A 25,812-nucleotide genomic window follows, 5' to 3' on the forward strand; every position below is an offset into this window, starting at 1 on the left:
GGAGCCCCTACACTCCGCCCCATGGCCACTGATCAGCCCACCGTCCTCGGACCGCGCCTGAGCAGCGGTCGGATCGTCGGACTCGTCGTCGTCTCGGCGTTCACCGCGACGGCCGGATGGCTCACCGCCACCGGTTTCGTGCGCGCGTTCGCGGCCCACGCCTGCGGTCCCGAGCAGGGGTGCGGCGCCCTCGGCACCACCCTGTACCTCGCGGGCGGCATCCTGCTCTGGCTGCTGTGCCTGGTGGCCACCGCCACCACCGCGCACGGCGACGCCCCCACCACCGAGCCCTCGGCCACCTCCGACCGGGGCGTCCTGCTGGCCTGCCTCGCCCTCGGCCTGCTCGGCGCGGCCCTCGCCAACGGCTCCCTCCACCCCTGGCTGCTCGTCCCCGTCCTCCCGCTCGCCCTGCTCACCGTGGTCCTCGACCGGTGGGGCGCCCGCCGCTGGCGCACGTTCCAGCGGGACAGCCGGATCCGGGCCGGGCGGGAGGACCGCCTGGAGCGTCACGGCATCACCGTTCCCGGGCGGATCACCGGCCTCGGCCACACCGGGAGCACCTACAACGACTGCCCGGAACTGCGGATCACCGTCGCGTTCACCACCGCCGACGGCGAGCAGCACGCGACCACCGTCATCGAGAGCTTCCCCGCCTACGACGCCCCGCGCCGGGGCGATGCCGCCGAGGTCCGCTACGACCCCGCCGACCCGGGCAACGCCCGCGCCTCGCTCGTCGCCGGCCCCGCCCCGGACGCCGTCCCGGTCGGGCCGGCCGCCCCGGACGCCCCGCCGACCCCGGGCCTCGACCTGATCGCGGCCCTGGAACGCCTCGCCGCCCTGCACCGCGACGGCTCGCTCGACACCGCCGAGTTCACCGCCGCCAAGGCCCGGCTGCTGGGGACCGGGCTCAGCGCAGGGGCCAGCGGGGGTCGATGACGGCCTCCGGGTCCTTGCCGCGCCGCAGCCAGGACTGGAGGTCCTCGGCCCAGGCGCGGAACCAGTCGATCTGGCGTGCGTGCAGCTCGGCCACGGGGACGTCGCCGACCCGGTCGGGGTAGCGCTCGGCGAGGGCGACGGCGACCCGGACGGCGGCCAGGGCGTCGCTTCCGGCCTCGTGGGCGTCGGTCAGCTCGACCCCGTACACCTCGCAGACCCGCTGGAGGGTGCGGGAGCCCTTGCGGTACTTGTCCACGGCGCGGTCGATGACCAGCGCGTCGAGGACCGGCGCGACCGGCCCGCCGAGGCGCTCGGCGAGCGGCGGCAGGCCGTGCCGGCGCAGCTCGGCGTCGAGCAGCGACAGGTCGAAGGGCGCGTTGAAGGCGACCACCGGCCGCCCGGCGGCCAGCCGCTCGCACAGCGCCGCGGCTATCTCCTCCACCGCCTCCTTGGCCGGCCGCCCCTTGGCCCGGGCCAGGTCGTCGCCGATCCCGTGGATCGCCGCGGCCTCCACCGGGATCGGGACGCCCGGATCGATCAGCCACCCGGTGACACCCACCCGGCGGTCCCCGACGGTGTCCACGAGGGCGGCCGTGACGATGCGGTCCACGGCCGGGTCGGTGCCCGTGGTCTCCAGGTCGAAGCCGACCAGTGGCTGCTGCCACCAGCTCATAGGGGTGTGTCCTTCCGTCCTCCGGTGCGAAGCAGCCCCTATCATCACCCGCCCCTCCGACAATCCGGCCGGTGGGGGCTCGCCGCCCGTGCACCGGCGCCCGTTCTCGGCGGCACGGCTGGGACACTGTCCGGGTGGCCATCACGACAACCAGCACCCCCGACTGGAGCCTGCGCCCGGGCAGGTCCGCCGATGTCGAGCCGATCGCCGAGCTGCGGGCCGAGGTGATGCGGGCCGATCTGGTCCGGCTCGGCCGCTACGACGAGGACCGGGTCCGCCGGCGGCTGCGGGAGACGTTCTCCACCCGGTACACCCGGGTCGTCGAGGTCGACGGCGCCCTGGCGGGCTGCGTCACCGTCCGGCCGGACGGGCCGACGGACGGGCCGGACGGGCCGGACGAACCGGGCGCGCGACTGCTGGAGCACTTCTACCTCGCTGCGGCGCACCAGGGCCGGGGGCTGGGGGCCGCCGTGCTGCGGCACGTGCTCGCGGAGGCCGATGCCACGCGGGCCGCGGTCCGGCTGGTGGTCCTCCAGGGCAGCGCCGCCCGCCGGCTGTACGAGCGGCACGGCTTCACGGTGGAGGGGCAGGACCCGGTCGACGTCTTCATGGTCCGCCCGGCGGCGGACCGGCCGGGCGGACCCGGACGCTGACGTCAGGACACCGGGCGGGAGTCGGCCCAGACGCCCTCGAACTCCTCGCGGTAGACCTCCAGCAGCCCCGCGTCCGTGCCGCCCGGCTGCTGTCCGGCGCCGCCGCGCAGCACGAGGGCGGGCGACTCCATGCCGCGGGCCCGGCGCAGATAGGGCTGGACGACGCCGAGGTCGCGGGTCTGGCGGCGGCCACCGGGAGCCGGGGCGGCGGACGGCACGCCCTCGACCAGGTAGGCGGTGAAGCGCGGGGTCTCGTCGAACACCCGGATCTCGAAGCCGCCCTGGTCGCGCAGCGCGGCCCGGACCCGGCGCACGTGCAGGATGTTCATCTGGATCGAGCGGCCCAGTTCGCCGCGCCCGAGGCCCAGCTCGCGCTCACGGCGGCGGACGGCGCTGCTGGCCGGGTTGAGGAAGAGCAGCCGGACCCGGCAGCCGTCGGTGGCGAGCCGCACGAGCCGCTTGCCGGTGTAGTTCTGGCAGAGCATGCCGAGGCCGATGCCCAGCGCGTCCAGCCGCCGGGCGCCGTCGAGCAGGTCCTCGACCGGCAGGTCGCGCTGGAGCCGGACCCGGTCGGGGTGGACGGCGACGACGTCCGCGTACCGGCCGGCGACCAGCGACTCGACGACGTCCGCGGGGACGGCGCCGGCGCCGCCGTCGAACAGGGCGAGCAGCCGGGCGGCGGCCCGTTCGGTCTGGGCGAGGACGGTCGCGGTGAGCACGCGGTTGCGGGAGACGACGTGCCGGGCGACCTCCAGCTCGTCGAGGGCCAGCTCGATCTCCCGGCGGTCGGCCAGGTAGGGCTCGAAGCACGGCCAGTGCTGGACCATCAGCTCGCGCAGCTGTGGCAGGGTGAGGAAGACCAGCGGATCGTCGTCGGCCGGGTCGAGCAGGTAGCCCTTGCGCCGGCTGACCTCGCGCACGGCGCCGGCCCGGTGCGCCCACTCCTCGCCGGCCGGTCCGGCCGCGGCGGTGACCCAGTCCTCGCCGTGGGCGGGCGCGTAGATCGGGTGCAGCACCTCGTCGACGAGCGAGCGCAGCCGCTGCTCGACCAGGTTGAGCCAGACGTAGGCGCGGCCGGAGAGGCGCACCCGCTGGTAGGCGTCCTCCCATTCGGCGCCGGACCAGGCGAGCGCGGGGACCTCGACCGGTCCGCCCTGGGCCGGGACGAGCGAGCGTCCGCCGGTCAGGGCGGGCCGCATGACCACCGTCGGCGCCTCACTGCGGGCGCTGCCCCGGTCGGGGCCGCCGGGCCCACCGCCACGGCCGCCGGCGGGGAACACCATGCGCCACCTCACCTGGTTCCTGCTGGGAGCCGCCGGGGCCGCTCGGAGCTGTCTGCCTGCCGTCCGGCCGGTCGGCCGCACGGCGCGCCATCGGCGCCCGCACCGGCGGTTCGCCGTCGGTTCGCCTGATGGACCGCCACGAGCCCCGGACGGCCGGACGATCAAGGGTACTGCCCGCCGCGAACCGCCCGCAGCCGGTTGGGCCACGGCGTCCCCCGGACCGGGCCGCCCGCCCCGGCCGTCCCACCCGCCCCGTGCGGCACACAAGCCCCACGGCGGGGCCGCGACGCCGGAGCAGCGCCACCGGGGCCCGTGGGGACACCCGTTCGGGCGAACACGGCGCGAATGGCCCCGCCGTCGGGGAGGGCGTCGGGGAGTATGGCGGACTGTGTCGCCTGTGTGCCGTACGTCACGGCGCCCGGCCGGCACGCGCGCCCGGTTCCGCCCGGCCGGTCGGAAGTGCGCCCCCGCGGTCCGCCGCCCCGACCATCCAAATGCCCGTCAGTTCTCCTTCTGGACCAGGAAGTCGAGGAAGCATGCAGGTCTGGCCAGGGACCCCCTACCCCCTCGGTGCCACCTACGACGGGGCCGGCACCAACTTCGCGGTGTTCTCGGAGAGCGCCGACCGGATCGAGCTCTGCCTGCTCGGCGAGGACGGTTCGGAGACGGCGGTCGAACTGCGCGAGACCGACGCCTTCGTCCGCCACGCCTACCTCCCCGGCGTCCAGCCGGGCCAGCGCTACGGCTTCCGCGTCCACGGACCGTACAACCCGGGCCTCGGCCAGCGGCACAACAGCGCCAAACTGCTGCTGGACCCGTACGCCAAGGCGATGAGCGGTCACATCGACTGGGACGAGTCCGTCTACGGCTACCACTTCGGCGCCCCCGAGCGGCGCAACGACCTCGACTCCGCCCCGCACACCATGCACTCGGTGGTGATCAACCCGTACTTCGACTGGGGCACCGACCGCCCGCCGCGCACCGACTACCACCGCACCGTGCTCTACGAGGCCCATGTGAAGGGCCTGACCAAGCTGCACCCGGGGATCCCCGAGGAGATCCGCGGCACCTACGCGGGCGTCGCCCACCCCGCCGTCATCGAGCACCTCGCCAAGCTCGGGGTCACCGCGATCGAGCTGATGCCGGTGCACCAGTTCGTCCGCGACCACCGGCTGCGTGACCTCGGGCTGGCCAACTACTGGGGCTACAACACCGTCGGCTTCTTCGCCCCGCACTCCTCCTACTCCTCCACCGGCGACCGCGGCCAGCAGGTGCAGGAGTTCAAGTCGATGGTGAAGGCGCTGCACGCGGCCGGCATCGAGGTCATCCTCGACGTCGTCTACAACCACACCGCCGAGGGCAACCACCTCGGGCCCACGCTCTCGCTGCGCGGCCTGGACAACGTCTCCTACTACCGCCTCGCCCAGGACCAGCGGTTCTACGAGGACACCACCGGCACCGGCAACAGCCTGCTGATGCGCAGCCCGCACGTGCTCCAGCTGATCATGGACTCACTGCGCTACTGGGTCACCGAGATGCACGTGGACGGCTTCCGCTTCGACCTCGCCGCCACCCTCGCCCGGCAGTTCCACGAGGTGGACCGGCTCTCCTCGTTCTTCGACCTCGTCCAGCAGGACCCGGTGGTCTCCCAGGCCAAGCTGATCGCCGAGCCCTGGGACCTCGGCGAGGGCGGCTACCAGGTCGGCAACTTCCCGCCGCTGTGGACGGAGTGGAACGGCATGTACCGGGACACCGTGCGCGACCTGTGGCGCGGCGAGAACGCCACCCTCGCCGAGTTCGGCTCCCGGCTCACCGGCTCCTCCGACCTCTACCAGGACGACGGCCGCCGCCCGATCGCCTCGATCAACTTCGTCACCTGCCACGACGGCTTCACCCTGCGCGACCTGGTCTCCTACAACGAGAAGCACAACGAGGCCAACGGCGAGGGCAACCGGGACGGCGAGTCCTTCAACCGCTCCTGGAACTGCGGCGCCGAGGGCCCCACCGACGACCCGGCCGTCGAGGAGCTGCGGGCGCGCCAGCAGCGCAACTTCCTCGCCACCCTGATGCTCTCCCAGGGCGTGCCGATGGTGTCCCACGGCGACGAGTTCGGCCGCAGCCAGCAGGGCAACAACAACACCTACTGCCAGGACAACGAGCTCACCTGGGTGCACTGGCCGGAGGGGGACGGACCGCGGACCAGGCTGCTGGAGTTCACCCAGCGGATGGTCTGGCTGCGCCGCGACCACCCGGTGTTCCGGCGGCGGCGCTTCTTCCACGGCCGTCCGGTCCCGGGGCGGCCCGCCGGGGAGGGCGGGGGCGGCGGCGAGTACGAGGACCTCACCGACATCGCCTGGTTCACCCCGGCCGGGGAGGAGATGACCAAGCGCAACTGGGGCGCCAGCCACGCCAAGTCGCTCACCGTGTTCCTGAACGGCTACGCCATCTCGGAGCCGGACCGGCGCGGCGGGCGGATCGTCGACGACTCCTTCCTGCTGATGTTCAACGCGCACTTCGAGCCGCTGGAGTTCACCGTGCCGGCCGGGCACGGCCAGGAGTGGCAGGTGGTGGTGGACACCGCCCTGGCCCGGCTGCCCGCCCCCGGCGCCGGGGCCCGGGTCAAGGCCGGCGACACCCTCTGGCTCACCGACCGCGCGCTGATGGTGCTGCAGCGTCCCGCCTGAGCCCCCTCCTTGCGGCCACGTCGGCCACCGCGCTTGCGCACCGGCCGTCGCGCGGGCCACGGTGGTCCCCGGGAGTACCGGGGACCGAGGGGGCGGCCGAGATGGCGGGCGATCGACCGAGCGCGACGGAGTTCATCCTGGGGACGCTGCTCTCCGTCCCCGGCCGGATCGCGGACGCGACGATCCGGCGCCCGCCCCCGTACCGGCGGGTGCTGGCGCGCACCCGCACCCCCGAGGCGGAGGCCGCCCGGGCCGCCGAGCGCGCCGTGGTCGACGGCCTGGCCGCGCGGCTCGGCGCGGTCGACGGGCTGATCCACGTGGTGACCCAGGTGGACGACCGCCGGATCACTCCCGGCCCCGGGCTCGACCCCGGCCGCCGCCTGGAGCTGGTCTGCCGGCTCGCCGCGACCGCCTACTTCGCCACCGCCCTGGACGTCCCGGAGCTGCTGCGCCGGATCGGGGCGGCCGAGGTCGCCGACTGGGGCGGCGGCCTGTACCAGGACCCCCGGCTGCCGCACCCGCGCGGCTCGGTCGCCGAGGCGCTGGCGTACTACCGGAGCAACGGCCGCCACCCGGACGGATCGCCGCGCGACAGCCCCCGGCTGTACGCGCTGGGAACCACCCTGATCTGGGACGACCCCGCCGGCCTGCCCATCCCCGAGCCGACCCCGACCATGTTCAACAGCGCGATCACCCAGTACGCGGACGACCCGGACGCCGCCGCCCGGGTCGCGGATGCCCGGGCCGAGCACGGTCTGATCCTCAGGCTGGAGCACTCCGGGGCCGGCGGACCGCAGCGTCCGGGCTACTTCACGGTGCCCCGGAGCCGGCGGCGCCGGGGCCACTGAGCGCCGGGCCGGTGAGCACCCCCGGCACCCCCGCTCACCTGTTCGGATCAGCAACGGGTCTTGCCCCCGCCCCCCGCCGGGTAGGCATGAAGGCATGACCCACGCCGCCGAGCCCGCGCAGCCACGCCCGGCCGCCTCCGTCCCCACCTCCGCCCCTCCCGCCCCTCCCGCCGCCACCGCCACCGCCGTCCCGACCGCCACCTACCGGCTCCAGCTCCAGCCCGGCTTCACCCTGCACGCCGCCACCGCCGCCGTCCCCTACCTGGCCGCCCTCGGCGTCTCCCACCTGCACCTCTCCCCGCTGCTGGAGCCCGTGCCCGGCTCCGCCCACGGCTACGACACCGTCGACCACGGCCGGATCGCCGAGCAGCTCGGCGGCGAGCCGGCCCTGCGCGCCCTGGCCGCCGAGGCGCACCGGCACGGCCTGCGGCTGCTCGCCGACGTGGTGCCCAACCACATGGCCGTGCCCGCCCCCGAGCACCTCAACCGCCCGCTCTGGCAGGTCCTGCGGGACGGCCCCGACTCGCCGTACGCCCGCTGGTTCGACATCGACTGGACCGCCCAGCCCGGCCCGCCCGACGCCCCCGGGCACGGCCGGGTGCTGCTGCCGCTGCTCGGCGACCGGCTCGGCGCCGTCCTCGACCAGCTCGCCGTCGACGGCGACACGCTGCGCTACCACGACCACGTCCTGCCGCTGCGCCCCGGCACCGAGCGCCTCGCGCTGCCCGAACTGCTCGCCCGGCAGTGGTACCGGCTGGCCTGGTGGCGGCTGGCCCGCACCGAGCTGAACTACCGGCGGTTCTTCACCGTCAACGAGCTGATCGCGGTCCGGGTCGAGGACCCGGAGGTCTTCGAGGCCACCCACGGCACGCTGCTGCGGCTCCACCGCGAGGGGGTGCTGGACGGCTTCCGGATCGACCACCCGGACGGGCTCGCCGACCCGCGCGGCTACCTGGAACGGCTCGCCGAGGCCACCGGCGGCGCCTACACGGTGGTCGAGAAGATCCTCACCGGCGAGGAGCGGCTGCCCGCCGACTGGCCGTGCGCCGGCACCACCGGGTACGACGCGCTGCGCCGGATCGACGGCGTGCTCACCCACCACGCGGGCGCCTGCCGACTGGCCGGGGCGTACGAGGCGTTCCTCGCCGGCGCGCCGCCGGGCGGCGAACCCTGTGCCGACCCGCACCCGGCGCTGGCCGCCGCCCGGCAGGGGCGGGCCGACATGACCGGCCCCGAGGGCGAGCTCGCCGCCGAGGTGGAGCGGCTGGCCCGGCTGGCCGCCCGGCTCGGCGCCGCCGACCCCGCGCACGCCGACCACCCGCCGGAGCGGCTGCGCGCCGCACTGCGCCGGCTGCTCACCGGCTACCCCGCGTACCGGCCGTACGTGCGCCCCGGGGAGCCGCTGCCGGAGGCCTCCGCCCGGCAGCTGCACGAGGCGCTCGCCTCCGACGGCGGGCCGACCGACGCCACCGACCGCTTCGTCGCCGCCCTCGCCGAGGGCACCCTCGGGCGCGGCCCCGAGCAGGACGAGTTCGCCGTCCGCTTCGCCCAGACCGCCGCCGCGGTCGCCGCCAAGGGCGTCGAGGACACCGCCTTCTACCGGTGGAACGCGCTGCTCAGCCTCAACGAGGTCGGCGGCGAACCGGCCCACCCCGGGCTGCGGCCCGAGGACTTCCACGCCTGGTGCCACTACGTCGAACGGCACTGGCCGCACACCATGACGGTGCTCTCCACCCACGACACCAAGCGCAGCGCCGACGCCCGCGCCCGGCTCGCGGTGCTGGCCGAGCAGCCCGAGGCCTGGGCCGCCGAGGCCGCCGCCTGGTCCACCGCGGCGGGGCACGGACCGGCCGCCCGCTTCGACCCCGACAGCGACTGGCTGCTCTGGCAGACCCTGGTCGCCGCCTGGCCGGCCACCCCCGAACGGCTGGTCGCCGCCGTGCTCAAGGCCGCCCGGGAGGCCAAGGTCCACACCTCCTGGACCACCCAGAACGTCCGCTTCGAACGCGCCCTCGCCGACCGCGTGCACGCCGTCTTCGGCAACCCCGGGCTGCTCCCCCGGATCGAGGGGTACGTGACCGCGCTCGCCCCGTACGCGCGCTGCAACACGCTGGCCGCCGCGCTGCTGCACCTCACCGTGCCCGGCGTGCCCGACCTCTACCAGGGCAGCGAGGAGCCGCTGTACACCCTGGTCGACCCGGACAACCGGCGTGCCGTCGACCTCGGGGCACTGGCCGTGCGGCTCACCGACTCCGCGACCGCCCGCGCGGGCGACCTCGCGCGCGAGAAGCTGCACCTCACCACCACCGCCCTGCACCTTCGCCGCACCCGGCCGCTGGGCGCCCACCGGCCGCAGACCGCCGTCGGCCCGGCCGCCGGGCACCTGCTCGCCTTCGGCCGCGGACCGGACGTCCTGACCGCCGTCACCCGGCTGCCGTACGGGCTCGCCCGGGACGGCGGCTGGCGCGGCACCGAACTGCACCTGCCCACCGGGGGCGAGTGGACCGATGCGCTGACCGGCCGCCCCGTCCCGTCCGGCCCGGTGCTGGTGAAGGACCTGCTGGCCGACCTCCCGGTGGCCCTGCTGACCAGGAGGGGCGCGGCATGAGGTACGAGGTCTGGGCGCCGTACGCCGCCGAGCGGGTCGAGGTGGCCGTCGACGGCGGATCCCACCCACTGGCCCGGGACGGCGCCCGCGCCGGGTGGTGGCACGGCGAGGCGCCCGCCGGGGACTACGCGTTCGTCCTGGACGGCGGCCGGCCGCTGCCCGACCCGCGCTCGCCCCGGCAGCCGCACGGCCCCGACGGCCCCAGCCGCGCGGTCGACCACGCCGCGTTCACCTGGTCGCACACCGGATGGCGCGGCCGACCGCTCGCCGGCTCCGTGCTGTACGAGCTGCACATCGGCACCTTCACCGCCGCCGGCACCTTCGAAGCGGCGGCCGGGCGACTGGACCATCTGGTCGAACTGGGCGTGGATTTCGTCGAGTTGATGCCGGTCTGCCCGTTCCCCGGCAAGCACGGCTGGGGCTACGACGGCGTCTCGCTGTGGGCCGTGCACGAGCCCTACGGCGGGCCCGAGGGACTGAAGCGCTTCGTCGATACCGCGCACCGCAAGGGCCTCGGCGTCGTCCTCGACGTGGTCCACAACCACCTCGGCCCGGCCGGCAACCACCTGCCGATGTTCGGCCCGTACTTCACCGATCGGCACCACACCCCGTGGGGCTCGGCCGTCAACCTGGACGCGCCCGGCTCCGACGAGGTGCGCGCCTATCTGATCGGCAGCGCCCTCGCCTGGCTGCGCGACTACCGGATCGACGGCCTGCGGCTGGACGCCGTGCACGCCCTCGCCGACGACCGGGCCGTCCACTTCCTGGAGGAACTCGCCCGCGCGGTGGACCGGTTGGCGGTGACCACCAACCGGCCGCTGTTCCTGATCGCCGAATCCGACCGCAACGACCCGCACACCACCGCCCCGCGCGAGGCCGGCGGGCAGGGACTCGCCGCCCAGTGGAGCGACGACTTCCACCACGCCCTGCACTGCGCCCTCACCGGCGAGTCCCAGGGCTACTACGGGGACTTCGCCGCCGCCCCGCTCGCCGCGGTGGCCAAGGCCCTCACCCGGGGCTGGTTCCACGACGGCAGCTGGTCCTCCTTCCGCGGCCGCCACCACGGCCGGCCGTTCCCGTCCGCGCACGGGGACCGCCTGCTCGGCTACCTGCAGACCCACGACCAGATCGGCAACCGGGCCCTGGGCGACCGGATCTCCACCGGCCTCTCCCCCGGCCGGATCGCCTGCGGCGCCGCACTGGTGCTGACCTCACCGTTCACGCCGATGCTGTTCATGGGCGAGGAGTGGGGCGCGGCCACCCCCTGGCAGTACTTCACCGACCACACCGACCCCAACCTCGCCGAGGCCGTCCGCCGGGGCCGGCGGCGGGAGTTCGCCGAGCACGGCTGGGCGGCGGACGCGGTACCGGACCCGCAGGAGCCGGCCACCGTGCTGCGCTCCGTCCTGGACTGGACCGAGCCCCGGCGCGCACCGCACTCCGAACTGCTGGGCTGGTACCGGCTGTTGATCCGGCTACGGCGGGATCACCCGGAGCTCTCCGACCCCGACCTGGCGGCGGTGCGGGTGGAGGCCGACGAGGCCGCCGGGTGGCTGGTGGTGCACCGGGGGCCCTACCGGGTGGCGGTCAACCTCGGGGCGTCGGCGGTGGCCCTGCCGCTGGGCGGGGAGGTGGTGGCGGCGTTCGGCGGGCACTCCGGTTCCGAAGGCCGGATCACCCTCGGACCGGACTCCGTGGTGATTGTGCGTCCTTGACGGCTCGCTACCCGAGGAAGGCGCCGATCCGGTCGCGCAGCCCGTGCGCGTCCAGCCCGTAGGCGGCCAGGTGCTCCGGGATCGATCCGTACTGCCGGTGCTCGGCGCGCGGCACTCCGAGGGCGAGCAGCCGGTGCGGGCGGTCGGCGAGCGCCTCGTGGGCCTCGTTGGCGGAGGTGCCGGCCAGGTAGGGCTCGACCAGCACCACGTCCGCGCTCCGCTCCGTGGCGGCGCTCTCGGTGGCGGCGCTTTCGGTGGCGGCACGCAGCGCGGCGGCGTCGAACGGACGGACGGTGGCCGCGTAGAGCACGGTGACGTCCAGGTTCTCGGTGGCGGCGAGCACGGCGTCCAGCATCGGGCCCACCGCGACCACCGTGCCGCGGGTGCCGCTGCGCACGACGGTGAAGCGGCCCGGCTCGATCGCGGTGGCGCGCTCGTTGCTGTGGTCGGACAGGCGGACGTACACCTTGCGGTCACCGTCCGCCACCGCGTGCCGCAGCACCTGCTCGGCCTCGTCCGGGTGGCCGGGCACGTGCACCGTCCAGTCGGGCAGGGTGGCCAGCAGCGCGACGTCGCCCGGCGCCATGTGGGTCCGGCCGCCGGCCGGCCAGTCGTACGAGCCGGCCGCGCTCACCAGCACGGCGCCGACGCCCTGGTGGCCGAGGTCGAGCTTCACCTGCTCGAAGGGGCGCTCGACGAGGAAGCTGGCGAAGGTGTGGGCGATCGGGCGCAGCCCGGTGAACGCCAGACCGGCGGTGGCGCCGATCAGCAGCTGCTCGCGGATGCCGACGTTGATCAGCCGGTCGGGGTGCCGCTCGGCGGCCGGGGCGAAGCCGGCGGCGCTGATGTCGGCCAGGACGAGCGCGAGGCGCGGGTCCTCGTCCAGCAGGCGGGAGGTGGTCGCGATGAAGCGGTCGCGCATGGTGTCCACGGTTCTGGTGTCCCTCTCGGCTCAGGAGTTCTTCGGCTCGACGCGGGCCACCACGACCCGCGGCCGGCCCGGGTGCGCGGCGGTGTACGCGGCGAACAGCGCGTCGTGGTCGCGGCCGTCCACCGTCTCGGCCGACCAGCCCTCGGCGGCGAAGCGCGCGGCGATGCCGCCCCGCCAGCCGTGGGTGGCGGAGGAGTTGTCGATCACCAGGGCGTGCAGCCGGTCCAGCCCGTGGGCGCCGGCGAAGGCCACCGCCTCGTGGTTGGAGCCCTCGTCGAACTCGGCGTCCCCGATCAGCACCCAGACCGCCGGGTCGGTGAGCCCCTGGGCGCGCAGGCCGAGGGCGGTTCCGACCGCGATCGGCAGGCCGTGGCCGAGCGAGCCGGAGCTGATCTCCACCCCGGGGATCAGCAGGCGGTCCGGGTGGTGGCCGAGCGGCGAGTCGTAGGCGCCGAAGCTGGGGAGCACCGCCGGGTCGAGGAAGCCCTTGGCGGCGAGGACGGCGTAGTAGGCCATCGGGCCGTGGCCCTTGGAGAGCAGGAAGCGGTCCCGGTCCTGGTCGTCGGCGGTGGTGGGGGTCACCCGCAGGACCCGGTCGTAGAGCACCCACAGCGCGTCCAGGGTGGAGGTGGCGGCCGGACCGTGCTTCTCGTCGCCGGTCATCAGGGCCATCAGACCCGGCAGCTCGGCGTAACCGAGGGAAGTGGGGGGCGTCGTGTTCATGCCCTCGATGCTGCTACTTGAAGTCGACTTCAAGTCAAGCGCTAGAGTGGCGCGCATGAGCGCCCACACCCCCAGCCGGCACGACCTCCTCACCATCGGCCAGCTCGCCGACCGCAGCGGCCTCGCCGCCTCCGCCCTGCGGTACTACGAGAAGCTGGGGCTGATCCACGCCACCCGCACCACCGGCAACCAGCGCCGCTACACCCGCGGCACGCTGCGCCGGATCGCCTTCGTCCGGGCGGCCCAACGGGTCGGGCTGTCCCTGGACGAGGCCAAGGTCGCCCTGGACCGCCTCCCCGAGCACCGCGCGCCGAGCGGGGCGGAGTGGGACGGCGTCGCGCAGTCCTGGCAGAGCCGGATCGACGAGCAGATCGCGGAGTTGGAGCGACTGAAGGCCAAGCTCACCGGCTGCATCGGTTGCGGCTGCCTGTCGCTGACCCGCTGCGGCCTCTACAACGCCGCCGACCGCGCCGCCGCCGCCGGCCCGGGCGCCCGCTACCTGCTGACCCGCGACCCCACCACCGGCCCGGAGCCGGCGGGGGGCGACTTCACGGAGTGACCCATCGCAGCCGGATCCGGATCTCCCCGGCCGGGAGCTCCAACACGCCGTCATTGTCGAGGCGTTCGGCGACGAAGCGCTCGGCGCCGGGGCCAGCGAGGCAGCATTCCAGCTGCTGCCACTGCGGCCTGCTCATGGGCTGGAAGCGGACGGCCGCCCAGAGGTCGGACAGGGCCTTGGAGAGGAGGGCGTAGGTCGTGGGCGGGACCAGGCCGGCGACCTCGACGGTGACGAGCCGCGCCGGCGTCACCGGGCACGTCCGACGGGCGACTCGACCTCGACCTCGACCCACACGATCTTGCCCACGCCACCGTCGCGCGGGCAGCAACCCCAGCGGTGGGCCAGCAACTTGACGATCGCGAGCCCGCGCCCGGACTCGTCCTCCCCACCGGCCGCCCGCAGCACGGGGCCGCGCTCGCCCCGGGCGTCGTGCACCTCGATGCGGAGGCGTTGACGGTCGACGTTGAGGACGATCTGCACCCGCCGCCCCATCGGCGTGCCGTGCAGAACGGCGTTGGTCACGAGTTCGCTGACGAGCAACTTCCCGGATTCGAGGAAGCGTTCACCCCCGGGAGCACTGTCGAGCAGCTTTTCGAGCAACCGGCGCGCTTCGCCCGGCGAGCGCCTGCTGCGCGGGAGCCAGCAGGAGAGGGAGGGGGAGGAGGGGAGGCAGGAGGACATGGCGGATTCACCTTCCTGGTACAGGGGGTTGAAGGCGTGGTGCTGCCACGGAGACGGCTGGATGGGCATGGAAATGCCCGGTAGTCACTCAGAAGAACCGTCGAGTTACTGGATGTAGCATGCACCTCGCGGCAGATTGCGCGCAAGCGCATCCGATCTGCAATTGCATCCTCTGCCAGCATGGTTGAGGCTTCAGGAGGGGTGGCAAACTATGCAAGTAACCGAACAGCCAGGGAGTGTGACGGGTGAGCAGTCCGACCGTGCTGCGGCGTAGGCTCGGCGGGGAGCTTGGCAAGTTGCGCGCGCAACGGGACTTGAGCGCGAAGGACGTGGCCGCCGCCCTGGGGTGGTCCGCCTCCAAGCTGAGCCGCATCGAGAGCGGCCTGGTCTCCCTACAAGAGCGGGACGCGGCCAAGCTGCTGGCCCACTACGGCATCACTTCACCCGATGAGGTGAAGCAGTTCCTCAAGCTCACCAGGCAAAGCCGGCAACAAGGTTGGTGGCACGCCTACGGCGACGCCCTGCCGGACAGGCTCCGCGCCTACGTCGGCTTCGAGTCTGACGCCACGAAGATCGCGACGTTCCAATGCGAGGCAGTACCCGGACTGCTTCAGACCGAGAGCTACGCGCGAAGCATCATCCGAGCGATGAGGCCCACAGAATCCACCGAAGCGGTGGAACTGAAGCTCGCCCTCCGAATGGAGCGACAGCACATCCTCGACCGCCCCTCCCCACCCCAGATCTGGGCAATCCTCGGCGAGGGAGCCATTCGACGACCCGTCGGCAACGAACTCATCATGGCCGACCAGTTGAACCACATCGCCACCATGGCGGAGAGATACCCCAACATCACGGTGCAGGTACTCCCGTTCACGGCAGGCGCCCACGCTGCCATGGGCTCGTCGTTCTCGCTCCTCTCGTTCAGTGACATCCCCGGTAGCGTGGTCTACTGCGAGACGATCAGCAGCAAGACCTACATCGAGCAACAGTCCGAGATCGACCGCCACGAGGACGTCTTCCACCGGCTCATGGCGTCATCAGCTCAGCCCGAGAAGTCCATCTCCTGGTTGAGGCAGGTCGCAGAGGAGTACAGACAATGAAGCCCGATTTCCGCGGCATCCAATGGCGTAAGAGCAGCTACAGCATCAGCGATGGCGAGTGCGTCGAGGTCGCTGACGGCCTCTCGGACATAGTCCCGGTCCGTGACAGCAAGGACCCTCACGGACCCGCCCTCATGTTCACCACCACCGCCTGGCAATCCTTCCTCACCGCCATCCACGACGGCGAACTCCCCACCCACGCCTGAAAGCCCCGGCGGCGCCCGCGCTGCTGCGCAGGCGCCGCCGAACCAACCACGCGTACATGGGATTCCACCGAATCCCCTTGGGAGCGCCTACCGGGGGGTGTTCTTGGCGGCGGTCTGGGTCTTCTGGTTGTAGATCTCCTTGCCGTCCGCGTTGAAGGCGTGGACGTAGGAAACCGGGGAGAAGGGGTTCCCATTGCTGCCGGGGGTGATGGCCGCCGTGTGGACGAACGCGCCGCCCGCCATCACGGCCGGGTACTGCGTCGGGTCGTCGCCGTAGCTGACGGTGACCTTGGCGACCTCGGACGTGTAGTGCCCGGCGCCCAGCGAGAGGTACTGCCCGGCACCGGCCGGCGCGCTGAAGCCGTCGAAGAACTCGATCCGGTGACCGGCGCCCCACAGGCGGTCGTTGATGAGCGTCGGAGGGGCCGACATGCTGCTGCCGCTGCTGCCCTTCGTCTCGCACTGCACGTACTTTCCGGCGGAGTCGACGGCGACGACCACGCCGTCGGTGTCCGACGAGGCGACGGGCGTGCGGACCGCGATCACCGCGTGGTACCGCGACGCATCCGAGCCCAGACAGGTGCCCAGGATCCCGGCGACGGCCCCGGCCTCGATCGGCACCGTCGCCGTGCTGGTGACGGTGAAAGCGGCCGGAGGGGCGGGAGAAGCCGGCGCGGAGGAGGCGTCCGAGGTGGCCGCTCCTTGCTGCGGTTCCGGCGATTGCTGCGGTGCCGGTGAGTTCTGCGTCCCCGGTGTTTGCTGCGGCCCCGGTGAGTTCAGCACGGACGGGAGGGCCAGACAGAGGGCTGCCGCGGTGCAGGCCACGGCCGCGCCCAGGGCGCGCCGGCGGTGGCGGCGCCGGTCGGCGCGGCGGCGGATCTCCGCAGCGGGCAGGGTCGGTGCGGACATCTGCGTGCCGAGCAGCCGCAGCCGGTCGCCGAGGGTGTCGTGCGTGGGGTCAGACACGGAGCTTTCCTTCCTCGCTGGTCGGGATCCGGTCGGCGAGTACGGCCGCGAGCGCGGCCCGGCCGCGGGCGAGGCGGCTCTTGACGGCGCTGACGCCGGCGCCGGTCTCGGCCGCGACCTGCTCGACGGACAGGTCGCACATGTGGTGCAGGACGAGCGCGGCCCGCTGTGCCTCGGGCAGGCACCGGAGCGCGGTGACCAGCATCAGGTGCTCCTCACTGGGCGGCTCGACGGTGGGCGGTTCCTGGCGGTGGTGGCGTCCGGCCAGGTGCAGGCCCCGGGCCAGCCGCCGCCAGCGGGAGTGGGCCAGCCGCCGGGCCGTGGTCCGGATCCATGCCTCCGGGGCGTCGTCCGGGTCGAGGGTGCGCCTTCGGTCCCATGCGCGGATGAAGGCCTCCTGGACCACGTCCTGCGCTTCGGACCAGTCGCCGGTTATCGCGTAGAGCTGCCCGGTCAGGCGGGAGAAGGACGCCGCGTAGAACGCGTCGAACTCCTGTGGCGTCATCAAGGGCCTCTCTCTTCTGGGACTGTCCGGCAGCTCGCGGCACAAGCGGGTCGTGAGGAGGCACTCCTCGCCCGCGGCGGTGAAAGCCGTGCGTCCCGGGTGAAGCCTCCCGCTCTGTACGCACGAGCGCCGTGCCGGGGTCGCACCCGCGGCCTATGACATGGATCACGCGTGCGGGGTGCGACCCGCCGGGTGTCGGGGGGCCTACAGGGGTGCCGGCGTCAACCGGACGCCCGCAGGAAAGGACACGGATTCATGCGTATCCGCCCGATCATGCTCATCGCCGCCACCGCGACCGCCGCGGCCGTGGCGGCCGCCGGGGGAATGGCCACCGCCGCGACCGGCACCTCCACCCCCGCCCCCACGGTCCACAGCGAGCCCGCCGCTGCCCCGGCCACCACGCCGACCGCCAAGCCGACCGCCACGCCGGAGGCCGCGCCCGTCGCCGCGCCGGCCACCGCGCCCGCCGCCACGGCCTCCGGCAGCGGCACGGCCGTCACCGGTGCGCCTGGCGCCCCGGCCGCTTTCACCGTCACCAGCACGGCGACGACCCCGATCGACGCCGGGACCGTCACCGGGATCCTGGGCTCCTGCCTGGGCTCCGACGCGTCCAAGTACCACGCGGTGATCGCGGTCCGCACCCCCGTCGCCTCGTCCGACACCGACGGCGTGGTCGTCGCCGTCGACTCCGCCGGCAAGTACGTGCAGTGCGAGACGAAGGGCAGCAGCGGCAACAGCCTGTCCTCCCCGCCGACCTTCATCAACGACCGCCTCTGGGGCACCGGTCACCGGATCGAGTTCTTCGACAGCTTCAGCGAGCCGGTCGCTCCCGGGCAGCACCTCTCGCTGGGCGCCGGGCACTACACGTCCGACGTCGCCAAGATCACCGTCAGCTACGGCGACGACCCGACCCAGTACCCGGCCGTGATGGCGGGCGGCGCGTTCGTCCACACGGCGGCCGTCTCCACCGACCCCAACGAGAAGCGCTTCCCCGCGACCCCCTACGTCCACGCCTTCAACGCCGACGGCAAGGAGATCTACAACCAGAAGGCGCAGCCCAACGTCAAGAACACCCACCGGTAGGCGTTACCAAGGGCGCCCGGTGCGGGAAGTCGGCCGGCCCGACTTCCCGCACCAGCCCGCACCCGGGGGGGATGCGGGCAGTGCCGCGCTGGACCTGGCATAGGAAGTCGGCCAGTTCGACTTCCGGCTCCTACCCGCGCCCGGGGGCGCCCGACACAGAAAGTCGGCCGGCCCGACTTCCTGTGCCAGGCGCCGCCGGGTTGTCAGTTCCCCCGGCGGGGGCGTAGGGCGAGGGCAAGGGCGAGGCCGGTGGCGGCGGTCAGGATGCCGAGGAGGGCGAGGGGGCGCGACCACTCGCCCGCGCCGGTGTCGGTGAGGGCGGCCGGGAGGGTGAGGGCGGAGGCGGCGAGGGCGGCGACGGTGTGGGTGGGGCGGGGGCGGCGGCGGTCGGGGCCGAAGGCGTCGAGCAGCAGCAGGTAGGCGGTCAGCAGGACGGCGACGGCCGCGCCCCGCCAGAGGCCGGGCTCGCCGAGGGCGGCGAGCAGGACGCAGCCGGTCGCCAGCAGGGTGGTGCGGCGGGTGGCCAGCCGGGCCGGCCAGGTGGTGGGGCGGCGCTCCGGCTCGGGCGGCGGCAGGGCTGCCCAGGTGGCCAGGGCGAGCAGCGCCACCAGTCCGACCGGCCCGACCAGGGAAGCCGCGCCGTCGTCGGCCCCGACCCCGGCGGAAGCCAGCAGCAGGGCGTCGCCGACGACGCACAGGAGGACCCTCTCCAGCCGGTTCGTCATCGGGATCCTCCTGTGATCCGGCGGCGCAGCAGCGGTGCGAGGGCGAGGTCCAGTGCCTCGCCGGGGGTGTACCGGGCGACCGGGACGCCGCGGGCGCGCAGCGCCGAGCGCATCGCCTCCCGCTCGGCGCGCCAGAGCCGCAGGGCCAACGCGCCCACCTCGTCGTCCTGTTCGACCACGGGCTCGCCGGCCGGGATCTCCACCACCACCAGCGGGTTGCCGTGGTCGGCGACGCGGCCGAGCACCTCCAGGATCCGCTGGTCGGCGAGCGGGGTGAACGCGTAGACCAGGGCGTGGCCCGGCAGGGCGGTCAGCGGCAGCCGGGGCAGCGCGGGCCCGCGGTGGGCCCGGTCCTGACGGACCTCCAGCACACTCTCGACCATCCGGTACACCTGGCGGTCGCCGGTGCCGGCGGTGAGCCAGCGCAGTTGCCCGCCGATCGCGATCAGGCCGACCCGGTCGTGCCGGCGCAGGTAGGCGCGGGTCAGTCCGACGGCGGCGCGCAGGCTCTCGTCCAGGCTGGACAGTCCGGTGGCCGGGTCGTGGACGTCGTCGAGCGTATCGAGCAGGACGACGGCGTCCGAGGCCCGTTCGGCGGCGAACTGGTTGATCTGGATGCTGCCGCGGCGGGTGGTGGAGGGCCAGTGGATGCGCCGCTGGCGCTCGCCGTGGACGTACGGGCGGACGCCGACCACCTCGACGCCGGCGCCGTCGTGGCGGGTGGTGTGTTCGCCGAGGCGCTCGGGCAGCCGGACCGGGATCGGGGTGAGGCGGGCGGTCGCGGGCACCGGGAAGACGTCCGCGGTGCCGAGCTCGGTCCGTACGGTGCGGCGGGTCAGGGCGCCGGCGTCGTGCACGTCGATGTCAACGGTGCCCAGGCTCCAGCGGCCCCAGCTGTCGGCGCGCAGGGCGAGGTCCACACCGGTGGGGCGCACGGTCAGCGCCTCCAGGACGACGCCGGGGCCCAGGGCGATGGTGGGGTCGAGCGGGCCGGTCCGCCCGTCGTGGTGGATCTCGATGCGGGCGGTGATGCGCTCGCCCTCGAGGCAGCGGCGCGGCTCCACGGTGGCGGTGGCCGCCAGCTCGGTGGGCCGGCCGCGGCCCGGGGCCGACAGGGCGAGCAGCACGGCGGGGGCGGCGGCCAGGGCGAGCAGCCAGCCGTGGCCGGTCAGCAGGGCGGCCACGGCGGCCGCGGCGGCGACGGAGAGCAGCCGCAGGGTCCGTTCGGCGGCCCGCCAGTGCGGCGAGGGCGGGCTGCTGGGCAGGCCGTCGGCGGTGGCCCGGGCGCTGCGGGCGAGGATGCGGGCGGTCACCGGGTCGGGGGTGGGAGGCGGGTCCGCGGCGGGAGGCGGGACGGTCACCGCGCAGCGTCCACGCCCGGCCCGGCGGCGCGCGGCACCGTCTGCGGAGCGGGGACACCGGCGACCACCCGCGCCAGCACCTCGTCCGCCTCGACCTGGCGCACCCACAACTCCGGCTTGAGGGTGACGCGGTGGGCCAGCGCGGGGACGGCGAGTTCCTTGACGTCCTCCGGTATCAGGTAGTCGCGTCCCTGCAGCATCGCGTGCGCCCGGGCCAGCTGCACCAGCGCGAGGCCGCCGCGCGGCGAGGCGCCGACCTGGATCTGCTGGTCCTTGCGGGTGGCGTCGACCAGCGCGACGACGTAGTCGACGAGGTCCTCGTCGACCTCGACGCGCTCGACCGCGGCCCGTACGGCGAGCAGTTCGGCGGGGCTACTGACGGTGTCGAGCACCGCCTCGGGGGCGGACCGGTCCAGCCGGGCGCGCAGCATCGCCGCCTCCAGACCGGTGGACAGGTACCCCATCCGCACCCGCAGCAGGAAGCGGTCCAGCTGGGCCTCGGGCAGGGAGTAGGTGCCCTCGTACTCGATCGGGTTGGCGGTGGCGATCACCGCGAAGGGCTGCGGCAGGCGGCGGGTGGCGCCGTCGACCGAGACCTGGCCCTCGGCCATCGCCTCCAGCAGCGCGGCCTGGGTCTTCGGCGGGGTGCGGTTGATCTCGTCGGCCAGCAGCAGCTGGGTGAAGAGCGGACCGGGCCGGAACACCATCTCGCCGCTGTGCTGGTCGTAGAACGGCGCGCCGGTGACGTCCGAGGGCAGCAGGTCGGGCGTGAACTGGATCCGGCGGAAGTCCAGGCCCAGGGTGGTCGCGAACGAGCGGGCCAGCAGTGTCTTGCCGAGCCCCGGCAGGTCCTCGATCAGCACATGGCCGCCGGCGACGATGCCCAGCATCACCAGGCGCAGCGCGTCGGGCTTGCCGACGACGGCGCGTTCGATCTCCTTCAGCACCGCGCGGACGCGCTCCCCGGCCTGCTGCGGCGTCAGCTCTCCGGGCCCGCCGTGGTCGCTCGGGTCGACGGGGGCCTGCGGGTCGGCGGTCATGGCTCTCCTGAGGGGACGGGCGGGACGGACGAGACGGACGGAACGGACGGGACGGGCGGCTGCGGACGCCTCGGCGTCGGGACTCACTGGTGGAAGGACGCTCGACCGGGCGGCTACAGGGACTCCAACCGGTCGACGAGCTCCCGCAGGACGTCCGGCGGGAAGGCCGGGGCCGGCGGCTCGCCGACCGGGTCGATCCACGGCCAGAGGCGGGCGCCGATCAGCTCCGCAGCCCGCTGCCGGTCGGCGGTGAGCGAGACGTGGTGCTCCTCCGACAGCCGGGCGGCGAACAGCCGTTGGAGCCGGCCCCGCAGCAGCTGGGCGTCGCTGTCCGGCGTCAGCCCCTGGCGCACGGTCCAGCGCCAGTCGGACAGGCCCGGCTCGTGCGAGTCCATCAGCCGCGGCCGCCGGCGCAGGCCCACGTCCTGGGACCCGGCACCGGCCACGTACCGGCCGGTGAGCAGGGCGACGGCGACGAGTACGGCCGCCCCGGCGACGACCGCCGGCGGGCCGCCGACCAGTCCGAGCACCACCTCGGCGAGGACGGCGACGACGGTCAGTTCGGTCAGGCTGTGGCGTACGGAGCCGGTTCGGGTCGGCTGCCGTCCGCCCTCGGACGCGGCGGCGCGGCGGCGGGCTGGTTCGCTGCTCATCGACGGCTCCGGGGCACGGCGGCGCGATCGGCCGCGGACCGCCCGGCCCCGTCGGCGGCGGTCCGATCGCCGCCGTCCGCGGCCAGCCGGGCGGCGATGGTGTCCAGGGCGGCGCGGGCCCGGCGCACATGGCCGTCGTCCATCGGGTGGGAGGAGTACCTGGCCTCCCGGAACAGCTCGGTGAGCGCGTACGCGGGGGCCCGGTCGACCCGGTCGTCCGCGACGGCCCGCTCCAGCAGCTCTGCCGGGTTGTCGCCGATCCGCCGTTCCAGGCCGGATTCGGCCAGCGAGCCCTCCATCGCGGCGTAGCAGGCGATCACGGCGGCCCGCGCGTCGGCGCCGTGCAGGGAGCGCCGGCCGGTGGCGACGGCGGCCGCGAGGGCGTCCTCCCCGGGGGCGACCCGGCCGACGGCGGGCAGCGAGCGCGCCCGCTGCCGGGCGCGGTACCGGACCAGCACCACCCGGGTCAGCGCGACGACCAGGGCGACCACGAGCAGCGCGCCGAGCGCGTACAGCAGCAGGGTGAGCAGGTTGCCGCCGCCCTCGACCGGCGGGCTGTCCTCCGGGGGCTCCGTCGGGGCCGGCCGCGTCGGGAGCACCATCGGCTCCTGCGGGCCGGACGGTTTCCGCAGGCGGTTGTGGAGGGCGAGCAGCAGCAGCGGGACCAGCGCGGCGGCGCCGCCCAGCAGCAACCCGGCCGCCTCGCGCAGGCGTTCGGTCCAGGGCGTCGGCCCGACGAGCGGGCGGACCTCCGCCCGGAAACGCGCCGCGAACCATCCGACGAGCACCGCCCAGCCGAGGGCGATCAGCACCACGGGGCCGGTCGTACGGACCACCGCGTCCCCGGGCGGGCCCAGCAGGCCATCGGCCGGCCGCAGCGCCGCGGCGGCGAGCAGCAGCCCGCCAACGACCAGCAGCAGCGGTACCGTCCGACCGCCGACCGCTCCCCCGCCGGCCCGGCGACGGCTCCCGTCCGGCGGCACGTGCTCGGCCATCCGACCCCCCGACTCCCCGACTCCCCGAGTCACCGCGCCCGCGTTCGACCGTGCGGCCGGGCTGCGCGTGCGTGGAAGCGTCGCACACCCACGGTCGCACTGTCACCCTCCGCCCGGAGACCGGACCACGGAGCCCGGACCACGGACCACAGCGCTACGGACCCCGGCGCTACGGCAGCCCCAGCAGGCGGGCCACCGTGCCCGGCGTCCCGGGGCCGTCCGCATGGACGGCGGTGATGCCCAGCGCCTCGGCCGGGGCGAGGTTCGGGGCGTGGTCGTCGACGAAGACGCACGCCTCGCCCGGCAGGCCGAGCCGTTCCAGGGTGAGCCGGTAGATGTCCGGGTCCGGCTTGGCCAGGCCCGCCTCGCCGCTGATCACCCGGACGTCGAAGAGGTCCCAGACGCCGGTGGCGGTGTACGGGTTGTAGGGGTCGAGGCCGTAGGAGTTGGAGAGCAGGGCGACGGCCAGGCCCGCCGCGCGGGCCGCCCGCACCAGCCCCACCATCGCGGCGACGGGCCGCACGTCGGCGTGCGCCCGGCCCATGAGGTCCTCGGGCTCGACCCCGATCAGGGCGGCGGTGCGGCGGTTCCACTCGTGCTGGGTGATCCGGCCCAGCTCCAGCTCCCCGTACAGCGCCCGCCCGGCGGGGTCGTCCACCAGGGCGCGCCGCCAGGTGTCCGGCGGGAGGCCGTTGCGCGTGCACCAGCCGCGCACGGACTCGCCGAGCGGGGTGGTCAGCACGCCCGCGAAGTCGATGATCAGGCCCTGGTACGACACCGTCCCCGTCCCTTCCGGCCGTCCGCCCGGCTTCCACCGCGTCACAGGTCGCAGGGCACCCGTTGTCAGTGGGGTGTGCCACGCTACACGGGCCGCGGCGGGCGGGTGACGTCCGCGGCCGCCGCACCACCGAGCCCCAAGGAGACCGCCGTGCCCTCGGCCGCCGAGATGCTCAACCCGGACACCGTCGCCGGACTCGCCCGCTGCCTGGCCCGGGCCGGCCACGGCGTCACCACCGACGCCCTCGACGGCTGCGCGGCGGCGCTGGACGGCCTCGGCTTCAGCGAACGCGTCGCCGCGATCCGCGACGCCGTGCTCGCCGATCTCCCGGCCGACTACCCCGCGTTCGAGCGGGTGCTGCGCGCGGCGCTGCGCGACGAGGAGTTCGCCGGCTGGATGACCTTCCCGGTCGGCGAGGCCGTCGCCGTCCGCGGCCTGGACGCCTTCGAACCGGCGCTCGCGCTGCTCGCCGCGCTCACCCCGCGGCTGACCTCCGAGACCGCCGTCCGCCCCTTCCTCCGCGCCGACCAGGGGCGCGCGCTCGCCGTCGTGCAGCGGTGGACGGCCGACCCGGACCCGCATGTGCGCCGCCTCGCCAGCGAGGGCACCCGGCCGCGGCTGCCCTGGGCCCCCCAGCTCCCGGCGCTGATCGCCGATCCGGCGCCCGCCCTGCCGGTGCTCGACGCGCTGTACCGGGACCCCTCGGAGTACGTCCGCCGCTCGGTCGCCAACCACCTCAACGACATCAGCCGCGACCACCCCGGCACCGCCGTCGAGACCGCCGCCCGCTGGCTCGCCGACCCGGCGCCGACCACCCTCCCGCTGGTCCGGCACGGCCTGCGCACCCTGATCAAGGCCGGCCGGCCCGAGGCGCTCGCGCTGCTCGGCCACCGCCCCGACGTCCCGGTGGACGTCGAGGGCCCGCTCGTGCGCACCGCCGAGATCCGGCTCGGCGAGGAGCTGGTGTTCGAGTACGCGGTCACCAACACCCACGACGAGAGCGCCAGCGTGGTCATCGACTACGTCGTGCACCACGTGAAGGCCAACGGCGGCCGCACGCCCAAGGTCTTCAAGCTCACCACCCGCTCGCTCGCGCCCGGCGAGACCTGGCGGGCCGTGCGCCGGCACGCCGTGAAGCCGATCAGCACCCGGCGCTACCACGCGGGCGTGCACCTGCTGGAGCTCCAGGTCAACGGCCGCCGCCACGGGGAGGGTTCGTTCACCCTCCACCTGTGAGGGGCCGCCGCCGCCCGACCGCCGCGAGCACGGCGTCCGCCAGCTCGTCGGCGGACCGTCCGCCCCCGGCGTCGAGCCGGACCGGCCCGGGTCCGTGCGGCCCGAGCCGGTCCAGCTCCGCCAGCATCAGCTCCTGGTACCGGACGCTGCGGGCCAGGAACCTGTCCATCAGGTGCCGCCCGTCCTCCGTCGCCTCCGCGTACCGACCGCCGAGCCGGATCCGCTCACGGATCACGGTCTCGTCCGCGGTGAGCCAGAGCGCCGCGGTTCCCGGGCCGACCAGCCGTGCCGTGCCGTCGGGCCACAGCGCCGAGCCCTCCAGGACGAGACCGGGGCCGTCGCCGTCCGCCACCCGCTCGGCGACCAGTTCCCCGATCACCGGTCGCAGCCGCGCGTAGTGCGCGAGCACCGAGGCGATCAACTCGTCCACCGTGAGCGTGCGGTAGTGCTCCGCGACGTGCGGCGGCACCTCCCACCCCGGCACCGGCCAGGGGCGGCCCGGGTGCCGCGCCAGCGTGTCGGTCGACCGGTACTCGAAGCCGAGCCGCTCCGCCACCAGCCGGGCGACCGTCGACTTCCCGGTGTTCGACGTCCCCCCGATCAGCACCACCCGCAGCAGCTCGTCCGTCATGCCGCCGACCCTACCCAGCGGCAGTGGACCGAGACCGAACCTTGACCTCGGACGGCCCGCCCCGACCCTCGCCCGCGCTGCTGGACGGGCCCTTCCCGGCCTCCCGCGACAGCGCCACCGGCCGGCCGCCCCCACCCCCGAGGGACCCTGCCGGACCGCCGCCGGCCGCGCCCGCCACCGCCCGCACGGGCCTTTCGGCGAAGCCGACTCGGGGGTGCCCGGACGCCCGCGAACTCCTA

Annotated in this window: 26 protein-coding genes; 11 read left to right on the forward strand and 15 right to left on the reverse strand. The window is 74.7% G+C overall.

The genetic code is table 11. The features are described 5' to 3' along the window. The first annotated feature begins 21 nt into the window (after nt 1–21). The gene (locus ABZW10_RS15460) at nt 22–936 is read left to right on the forward strand and encodes a DUF3592 domain-containing protein (protein ID WP_355364689.1); all 915 of its coding nucleotides are present in this window, start codon (nt 22–24) and stop codon (nt 934–936) included. Here the strand turns inward: ABZW10_RS15460 and ABZW10_RS15465 are convergent. Further along, nucleotides 908–1,609 carry an exonuclease domain-containing protein gene (locus tag ABZW10_RS15465; RefSeq protein WP_355364692.1) on the reverse strand — a complete coding sequence of 234 codons (702 nt, stop codon included), beginning with the start codon at nt 1,607–1,609 and terminating at the stop codon, nt 908–910. The two genes, ABZW10_RS15460 and ABZW10_RS15465, sit on opposite strands and share 29 nt — an antisense overlap. Before the next feature lie 134 nt (nt 1,610–1,743). Between ABZW10_RS15465 and ABZW10_RS15470 the strand changes: the two genes are divergently transcribed. Next, nucleotides 1,744–2,262, forward strand: coding sequence for a GNAT family N-acetyltransferase (locus tag ABZW10_RS15470; protein WP_355364695.1), 519 nt, complete (start codon nt 1,744–1,746; stop codon nt 2,260–2,262). Nucleotides 2,263–2,264: 2 nt separating this feature from the next. On the opposite strand, the gene ABZW10_RS15475 is transcribed toward ABZW10_RS15470, so the two are convergent. Further along, nucleotides 2,265–3,545, reverse strand: a complete 1,281-nt coding sequence (locus ABZW10_RS15475; RefSeq protein WP_355364698.1) for an SAV2148 family HEPN domain-containing protein — start codon at nt 3,543–3,545, stop codon at nt 2,265–2,267. Nucleotides 3,546–4,081: 536 nt separating this feature from the next. Between ABZW10_RS15475 and glgX the strand changes: the two genes are divergently transcribed. The 4 genes from glgX to treZ all read left to right on the forward strand — a co-directional run bounded on the left by glgX (nt 4,082) and on the right by treZ (nt 11,400). Next, on the forward strand, nt 4,082–6,229 hold the full coding sequence (gene glgX, locus ABZW10_RS15480; protein WP_355364701.1) for a glycogen debranching protein GlgX: 2,148 nt from the start codon (nt 4,082–4,084) through the stop codon (nt 6,227–6,229). Nucleotides 6,230–6,330: 101 nt separating this feature from the next. Further along, complete coding sequence (locus ABZW10_RS15485; RefSeq protein ID WP_355364704.1) at nt 6,331–7,077, forward strand: hypothetical protein; 747 nt, start codon at nt 6,331–6,333, stop codon at nt 7,075–7,077. Nucleotides 7,078–7,171: 94 nt separating this feature from the next. Beyond that, nucleotides 7,172–9,685, forward strand: a complete 2,514-nt coding sequence (gene treY / locus ABZW10_RS15490; RefSeq protein WP_355364707.1) for a malto-oligosyltrehalose synthase — start codon at nt 7,172–7,174, stop codon at nt 9,683–9,685. Then, entirely contained in the window at nt 9,682–11,400 is a 1,719-nt protein-coding gene (gene treZ / locus ABZW10_RS15495) for a malto-oligosyltrehalose trehalohydrolase (RefSeq protein WP_355364710.1), read from the forward strand. Before treY ends, treZ begins: the two co-directional genes overlap by 4 nt. Nucleotides 11,401–11,407: 7 nt before the next feature. On the opposite strand, the gene ABZW10_RS15500 is transcribed toward treZ, so the two are convergent. Next, a complete protein-coding gene (locus ABZW10_RS15500) occupies nt 11,408–12,331 on the reverse strand; it encodes a transketolase (RefSeq protein ID WP_355364713.1) in 924 nt (307 codons plus the stop codon). Between the two features lie 21 nt (nt 12,332–12,352). Beyond that, nucleotides 12,353–13,054 (reverse strand): transketolase, encoded by a 702-nt coding sequence (locus ABZW10_RS15505; RefSeq protein WP_355364716.1) that lies wholly within the window; start codon nt 13,052–13,054, stop codon nt 12,353–12,355. A gap of 55 nt (nt 13,055–13,109) precedes the next feature. Here ABZW10_RS15505 and soxR point away from each other — a divergent pair, with 55 nt between their 5' ends. Next, nucleotides 13,110–13,613, forward strand: a complete 504-nt coding sequence (gene soxR / locus ABZW10_RS15510) for a redox-sensitive transcriptional activator SoxR (protein WP_355364719.1) — start codon at nt 13,110–13,112, stop codon at nt 13,611–13,613. On the opposite strand, the gene ABZW10_RS15515 is transcribed toward soxR, so the two are convergent. Continuing rightward, a complete protein-coding gene (locus ABZW10_RS15515) occupies nt 13,603–13,863 on the reverse strand; it encodes a hypothetical protein (protein ID WP_355364722.1) in 261 nt (86 codons plus the stop codon). The two genes, soxR and ABZW10_RS15515, sit on opposite strands and share 11 nt — an antisense overlap. Next, entirely contained in the window at nt 13,860–14,294 is a 435-nt protein-coding gene (locus ABZW10_RS15520; RefSeq protein ID WP_355364725.1) for an ATP-binding protein, read from the reverse strand. The genes ABZW10_RS15515 and ABZW10_RS15520 overlap by 4 nt, the downstream gene beginning before the upstream one ends. Before the next feature lie 245 nt (nt 14,295–14,539). Between ABZW10_RS15520 and ABZW10_RS15525 the strand changes: the two genes are divergently transcribed. Both ABZW10_RS15525 and ABZW10_RS15530 read left to right on the forward strand, forming a co-directional pair. Continuing rightward, complete coding sequence (locus ABZW10_RS15525) at nt 14,540–15,394, forward strand: helix-turn-helix transcriptional regulator (protein ID WP_355364728.1); 855 nt, start codon at nt 14,540–14,542, stop codon at nt 15,392–15,394. Next, entirely contained in the window at nt 15,391–15,600 is a 210-nt protein-coding gene (locus ABZW10_RS15530; protein ID WP_355364731.1) for a DUF397 domain-containing protein, read from the forward strand. The genes ABZW10_RS15525 and ABZW10_RS15530 overlap by 4 nt, the downstream gene beginning before the upstream one ends. Before the next feature lie 87 nt (nt 15,601–15,687). Here ABZW10_RS15530 and ABZW10_RS15535 read toward each other — a convergent pair whose 3' ends face one another. After that, entirely contained in the window at nt 15,688–16,566 is an 879-nt protein-coding gene (locus ABZW10_RS15535; protein WP_355364734.1) for a hypothetical protein, read from the reverse strand. Continuing rightward, the gene (locus tag ABZW10_RS15540; RefSeq protein WP_355364737.1) at nt 16,559–17,071 is read right to left on the reverse strand and encodes a SigE family RNA polymerase sigma factor; all 513 of its coding nucleotides are present in this window, start codon (nt 17,069–17,071) and stop codon (nt 16,559–16,561) included. Before ABZW10_RS15540 ends, ABZW10_RS15535 begins: the two co-directional genes overlap by 8 nt. A 255-nt stretch (nt 17,072–17,326) precedes the next feature. Between ABZW10_RS15540 and ABZW10_RS15545 the strand changes: the two genes are divergently transcribed. After that, entirely contained in the window at nt 17,327–18,154 is an 828-nt protein-coding gene (locus ABZW10_RS15545; RefSeq protein ID WP_355364740.1) for a hypothetical protein, read from the forward strand. 203 nt (nt 18,155–18,357) lie between these two features. Here the strand turns inward: ABZW10_RS15545 and ABZW10_RS15550 are convergent, their stop codons facing one another. From ABZW10_RS15550 to ABZW10_RS15575, 6 genes are all read right to left on the reverse strand, one after another. Next, the gene (locus ABZW10_RS15550) at nt 18,358–18,879 is read right to left on the reverse strand and encodes a hypothetical protein (protein ID WP_355364743.1); all 522 of its coding nucleotides are present in this window, start codon (nt 18,877–18,879) and stop codon (nt 18,358–18,360) included. Beyond that, nucleotides 18,876–20,192, reverse strand: a complete 1,317-nt coding sequence (locus ABZW10_RS15555) for a DUF58 domain-containing protein (RefSeq protein ID WP_355364746.1) — start codon at nt 20,190–20,192, stop codon at nt 18,876–18,878. Before ABZW10_RS15555 ends, ABZW10_RS15550 begins: the two co-directional genes overlap by 4 nt. Nucleotides 20,193–20,236: 44 nt before the next feature. Beyond that, nucleotides 20,237–21,280 (reverse strand): MoxR family ATPase, encoded by a 1,044-nt coding sequence (locus ABZW10_RS15560; RefSeq protein WP_355364749.1) that lies wholly within the window; start codon nt 21,278–21,280, stop codon nt 20,237–20,239. A gap of 113 nt (nt 21,281–21,393) precedes the next feature. Next, nucleotides 21,394–21,933, reverse strand: coding sequence for a hypothetical protein (locus tag ABZW10_RS15565; RefSeq protein WP_355364752.1), 540 nt, complete (start codon nt 21,931–21,933; stop codon nt 21,394–21,396). Next, nucleotides 21,930–22,928, reverse strand: coding sequence for a DUF4129 domain-containing protein (locus ABZW10_RS15570; RefSeq protein WP_355364755.1), 999 nt, complete (start codon nt 22,926–22,928; stop codon nt 21,930–21,932). The genes ABZW10_RS15565 and ABZW10_RS15570 overlap by 4 nt, the downstream gene beginning before the upstream one ends. 169 nt (nt 22,929–23,097) lie before the next feature. Then, entirely contained in the window at nt 23,098–23,706 is a 609-nt protein-coding gene (locus ABZW10_RS15575) for an HAD-IA family hydrolase (RefSeq protein WP_355364758.1), read from the reverse strand. 150 nt (nt 23,707–23,856) lie between these two features. Here ABZW10_RS15575 and ABZW10_RS15580 point away from each other — a divergent pair, with 150 nt between their 5' ends. Beyond that, complete coding sequence (locus ABZW10_RS15580) at nt 23,857–24,942, forward strand: DNA alkylation repair protein (RefSeq protein ID WP_355364761.1); 1,086 nt, start codon at nt 23,857–23,859, stop codon at nt 24,940–24,942. Here the strand turns inward: ABZW10_RS15580 and ABZW10_RS15585 are convergent. Beyond that, complete coding sequence (locus tag ABZW10_RS15585; protein WP_355364764.1) at nt 24,926–25,573, reverse strand: hypothetical protein; 648 nt, start codon at nt 25,571–25,573, stop codon at nt 24,926–24,928. The two genes, ABZW10_RS15580 and ABZW10_RS15585, sit on opposite strands and share 17 nt — an antisense overlap. Between the last annotated feature and the right edge of the window lie 239 nt (nt 25,574–25,812).

This window comes from Kitasatospora sp. NPDC004723 (assembly GCF_040609255.1).
Classification (GTDB): Bacteria; Actinomycetota; Actinomycetes; order Streptomycetales; family Streptomycetaceae; genus Kitasatospora.

Bases quoted from the DNA above. Each gene is read 5' to 3' on its own strand.
- ABZW10_RS15540 (WP_355364737.1), bottom strand. From the start codon at position 17,071: ATGACGCCACAGGAGTTCGACGCGTTCTACGCGGCGTCCTTCTCCCGC.
- glgX (WP_355364701.1), top strand. From the start codon at position 4,082: ATGCAGGTCTGGCCAGGGACCCCCTACCCCCTCGGTGCCACCTACGAC.
- soxR (WP_355364719.1), top strand. From the start codon at position 13,110: ATGAGCGCCCACACCCCCAGCCGGCACGACCTCCTCACCATCGGCCAG.
- ABZW10_RS15545 (WP_355364740.1), top strand. From the start codon at position 17,327: ATGCGTATCCGCCCGATCATGCTCATCGCCGCCACCGCGACCGCCGCG.
- ABZW10_RS15585 (WP_355364764.1), bottom strand. From the start codon at position 25,573: ATGACGGACGAGCTGCTGCGGGTGGTGCTGATCGGGGGGACGTCGAAC.
- ABZW10_RS15485 (WP_355364704.1), top strand. From the start codon at position 6,331: ATGGCGGGCGATCGACCGAGCGCGACGGAGTTCATCCTGGGGACGCTG.
- ABZW10_RS15505 (WP_355364716.1), bottom strand. From the start codon at position 13,054: ATGAACACGACGCCCCCCACTTCCCTCGGTTACGCCGAGCTGCCGGGT.
- ABZW10_RS15465 (WP_355364692.1), bottom strand. From the start codon at position 1,609: ATGAGCTGGTGGCAGCAGCCACTGGTCGGCTTCGACCTGGAGACCACG.
- ABZW10_RS15475 (WP_355364698.1), bottom strand. From the start codon at position 3,545: ATGGTGTTCCCCGCCGGCGGCCGTGGCGGTGGGCCCGGCGGCCCCGAC.
- ABZW10_RS15560 (WP_355364749.1), bottom strand. From the start codon at position 21,280: ATGACCGCCGACCCGCAGGCCCCCGTCGACCCGAGCGACCACGGCGGG.
- ABZW10_RS15570 (WP_355364755.1), bottom strand. From the start codon at position 22,928: ATGGCCGAGCACGTGCCGCCGGACGGGAGCCGTCGCCGGGCCGGCGGG.
- ABZW10_RS15565 (WP_355364752.1), bottom strand. From the start codon at position 21,933: ATGAGCAGCGAACCAGCCCGCCGCCGCGCCGCCGCGTCCGAGGGCGGA.
- treZ (WP_355364710.1), top strand. From the start codon at position 9,682: ATGAGGTACGAGGTCTGGGCGCCGTACGCCGCCGAGCGGGTCGAGGTG.
- ABZW10_RS15520 (WP_355364725.1), bottom strand. From the start codon at position 14,294: ATGTCCTCCTGCCTCCCCTCCTCCCCCTCCCTCTCCTGCTGGCTCCCG.
- ABZW10_RS15460 (WP_355364689.1), top strand. From the start codon at position 22: ATGGCCACTGATCAGCCCACCGTCCTCGGACCGCGCCTGAGCAGCGGT.
- ABZW10_RS15530 (WP_355364731.1), top strand. From the start codon at position 15,391: ATGAAGCCCGATTTCCGCGGCATCCAATGGCGTAAGAGCAGCTACAGC.
- treY (WP_355364707.1), top strand. From the start codon at position 7,172: ATGACCCACGCCGCCGAGCCCGCGCAGCCACGCCCGGCCGCCTCCGTC.
- ABZW10_RS15550 (WP_355364743.1), bottom strand. From the start codon at position 18,879: ATGACGAACCGGCTGGAGAGGGTCCTCCTGTGCGTCGTCGGCGACGCC.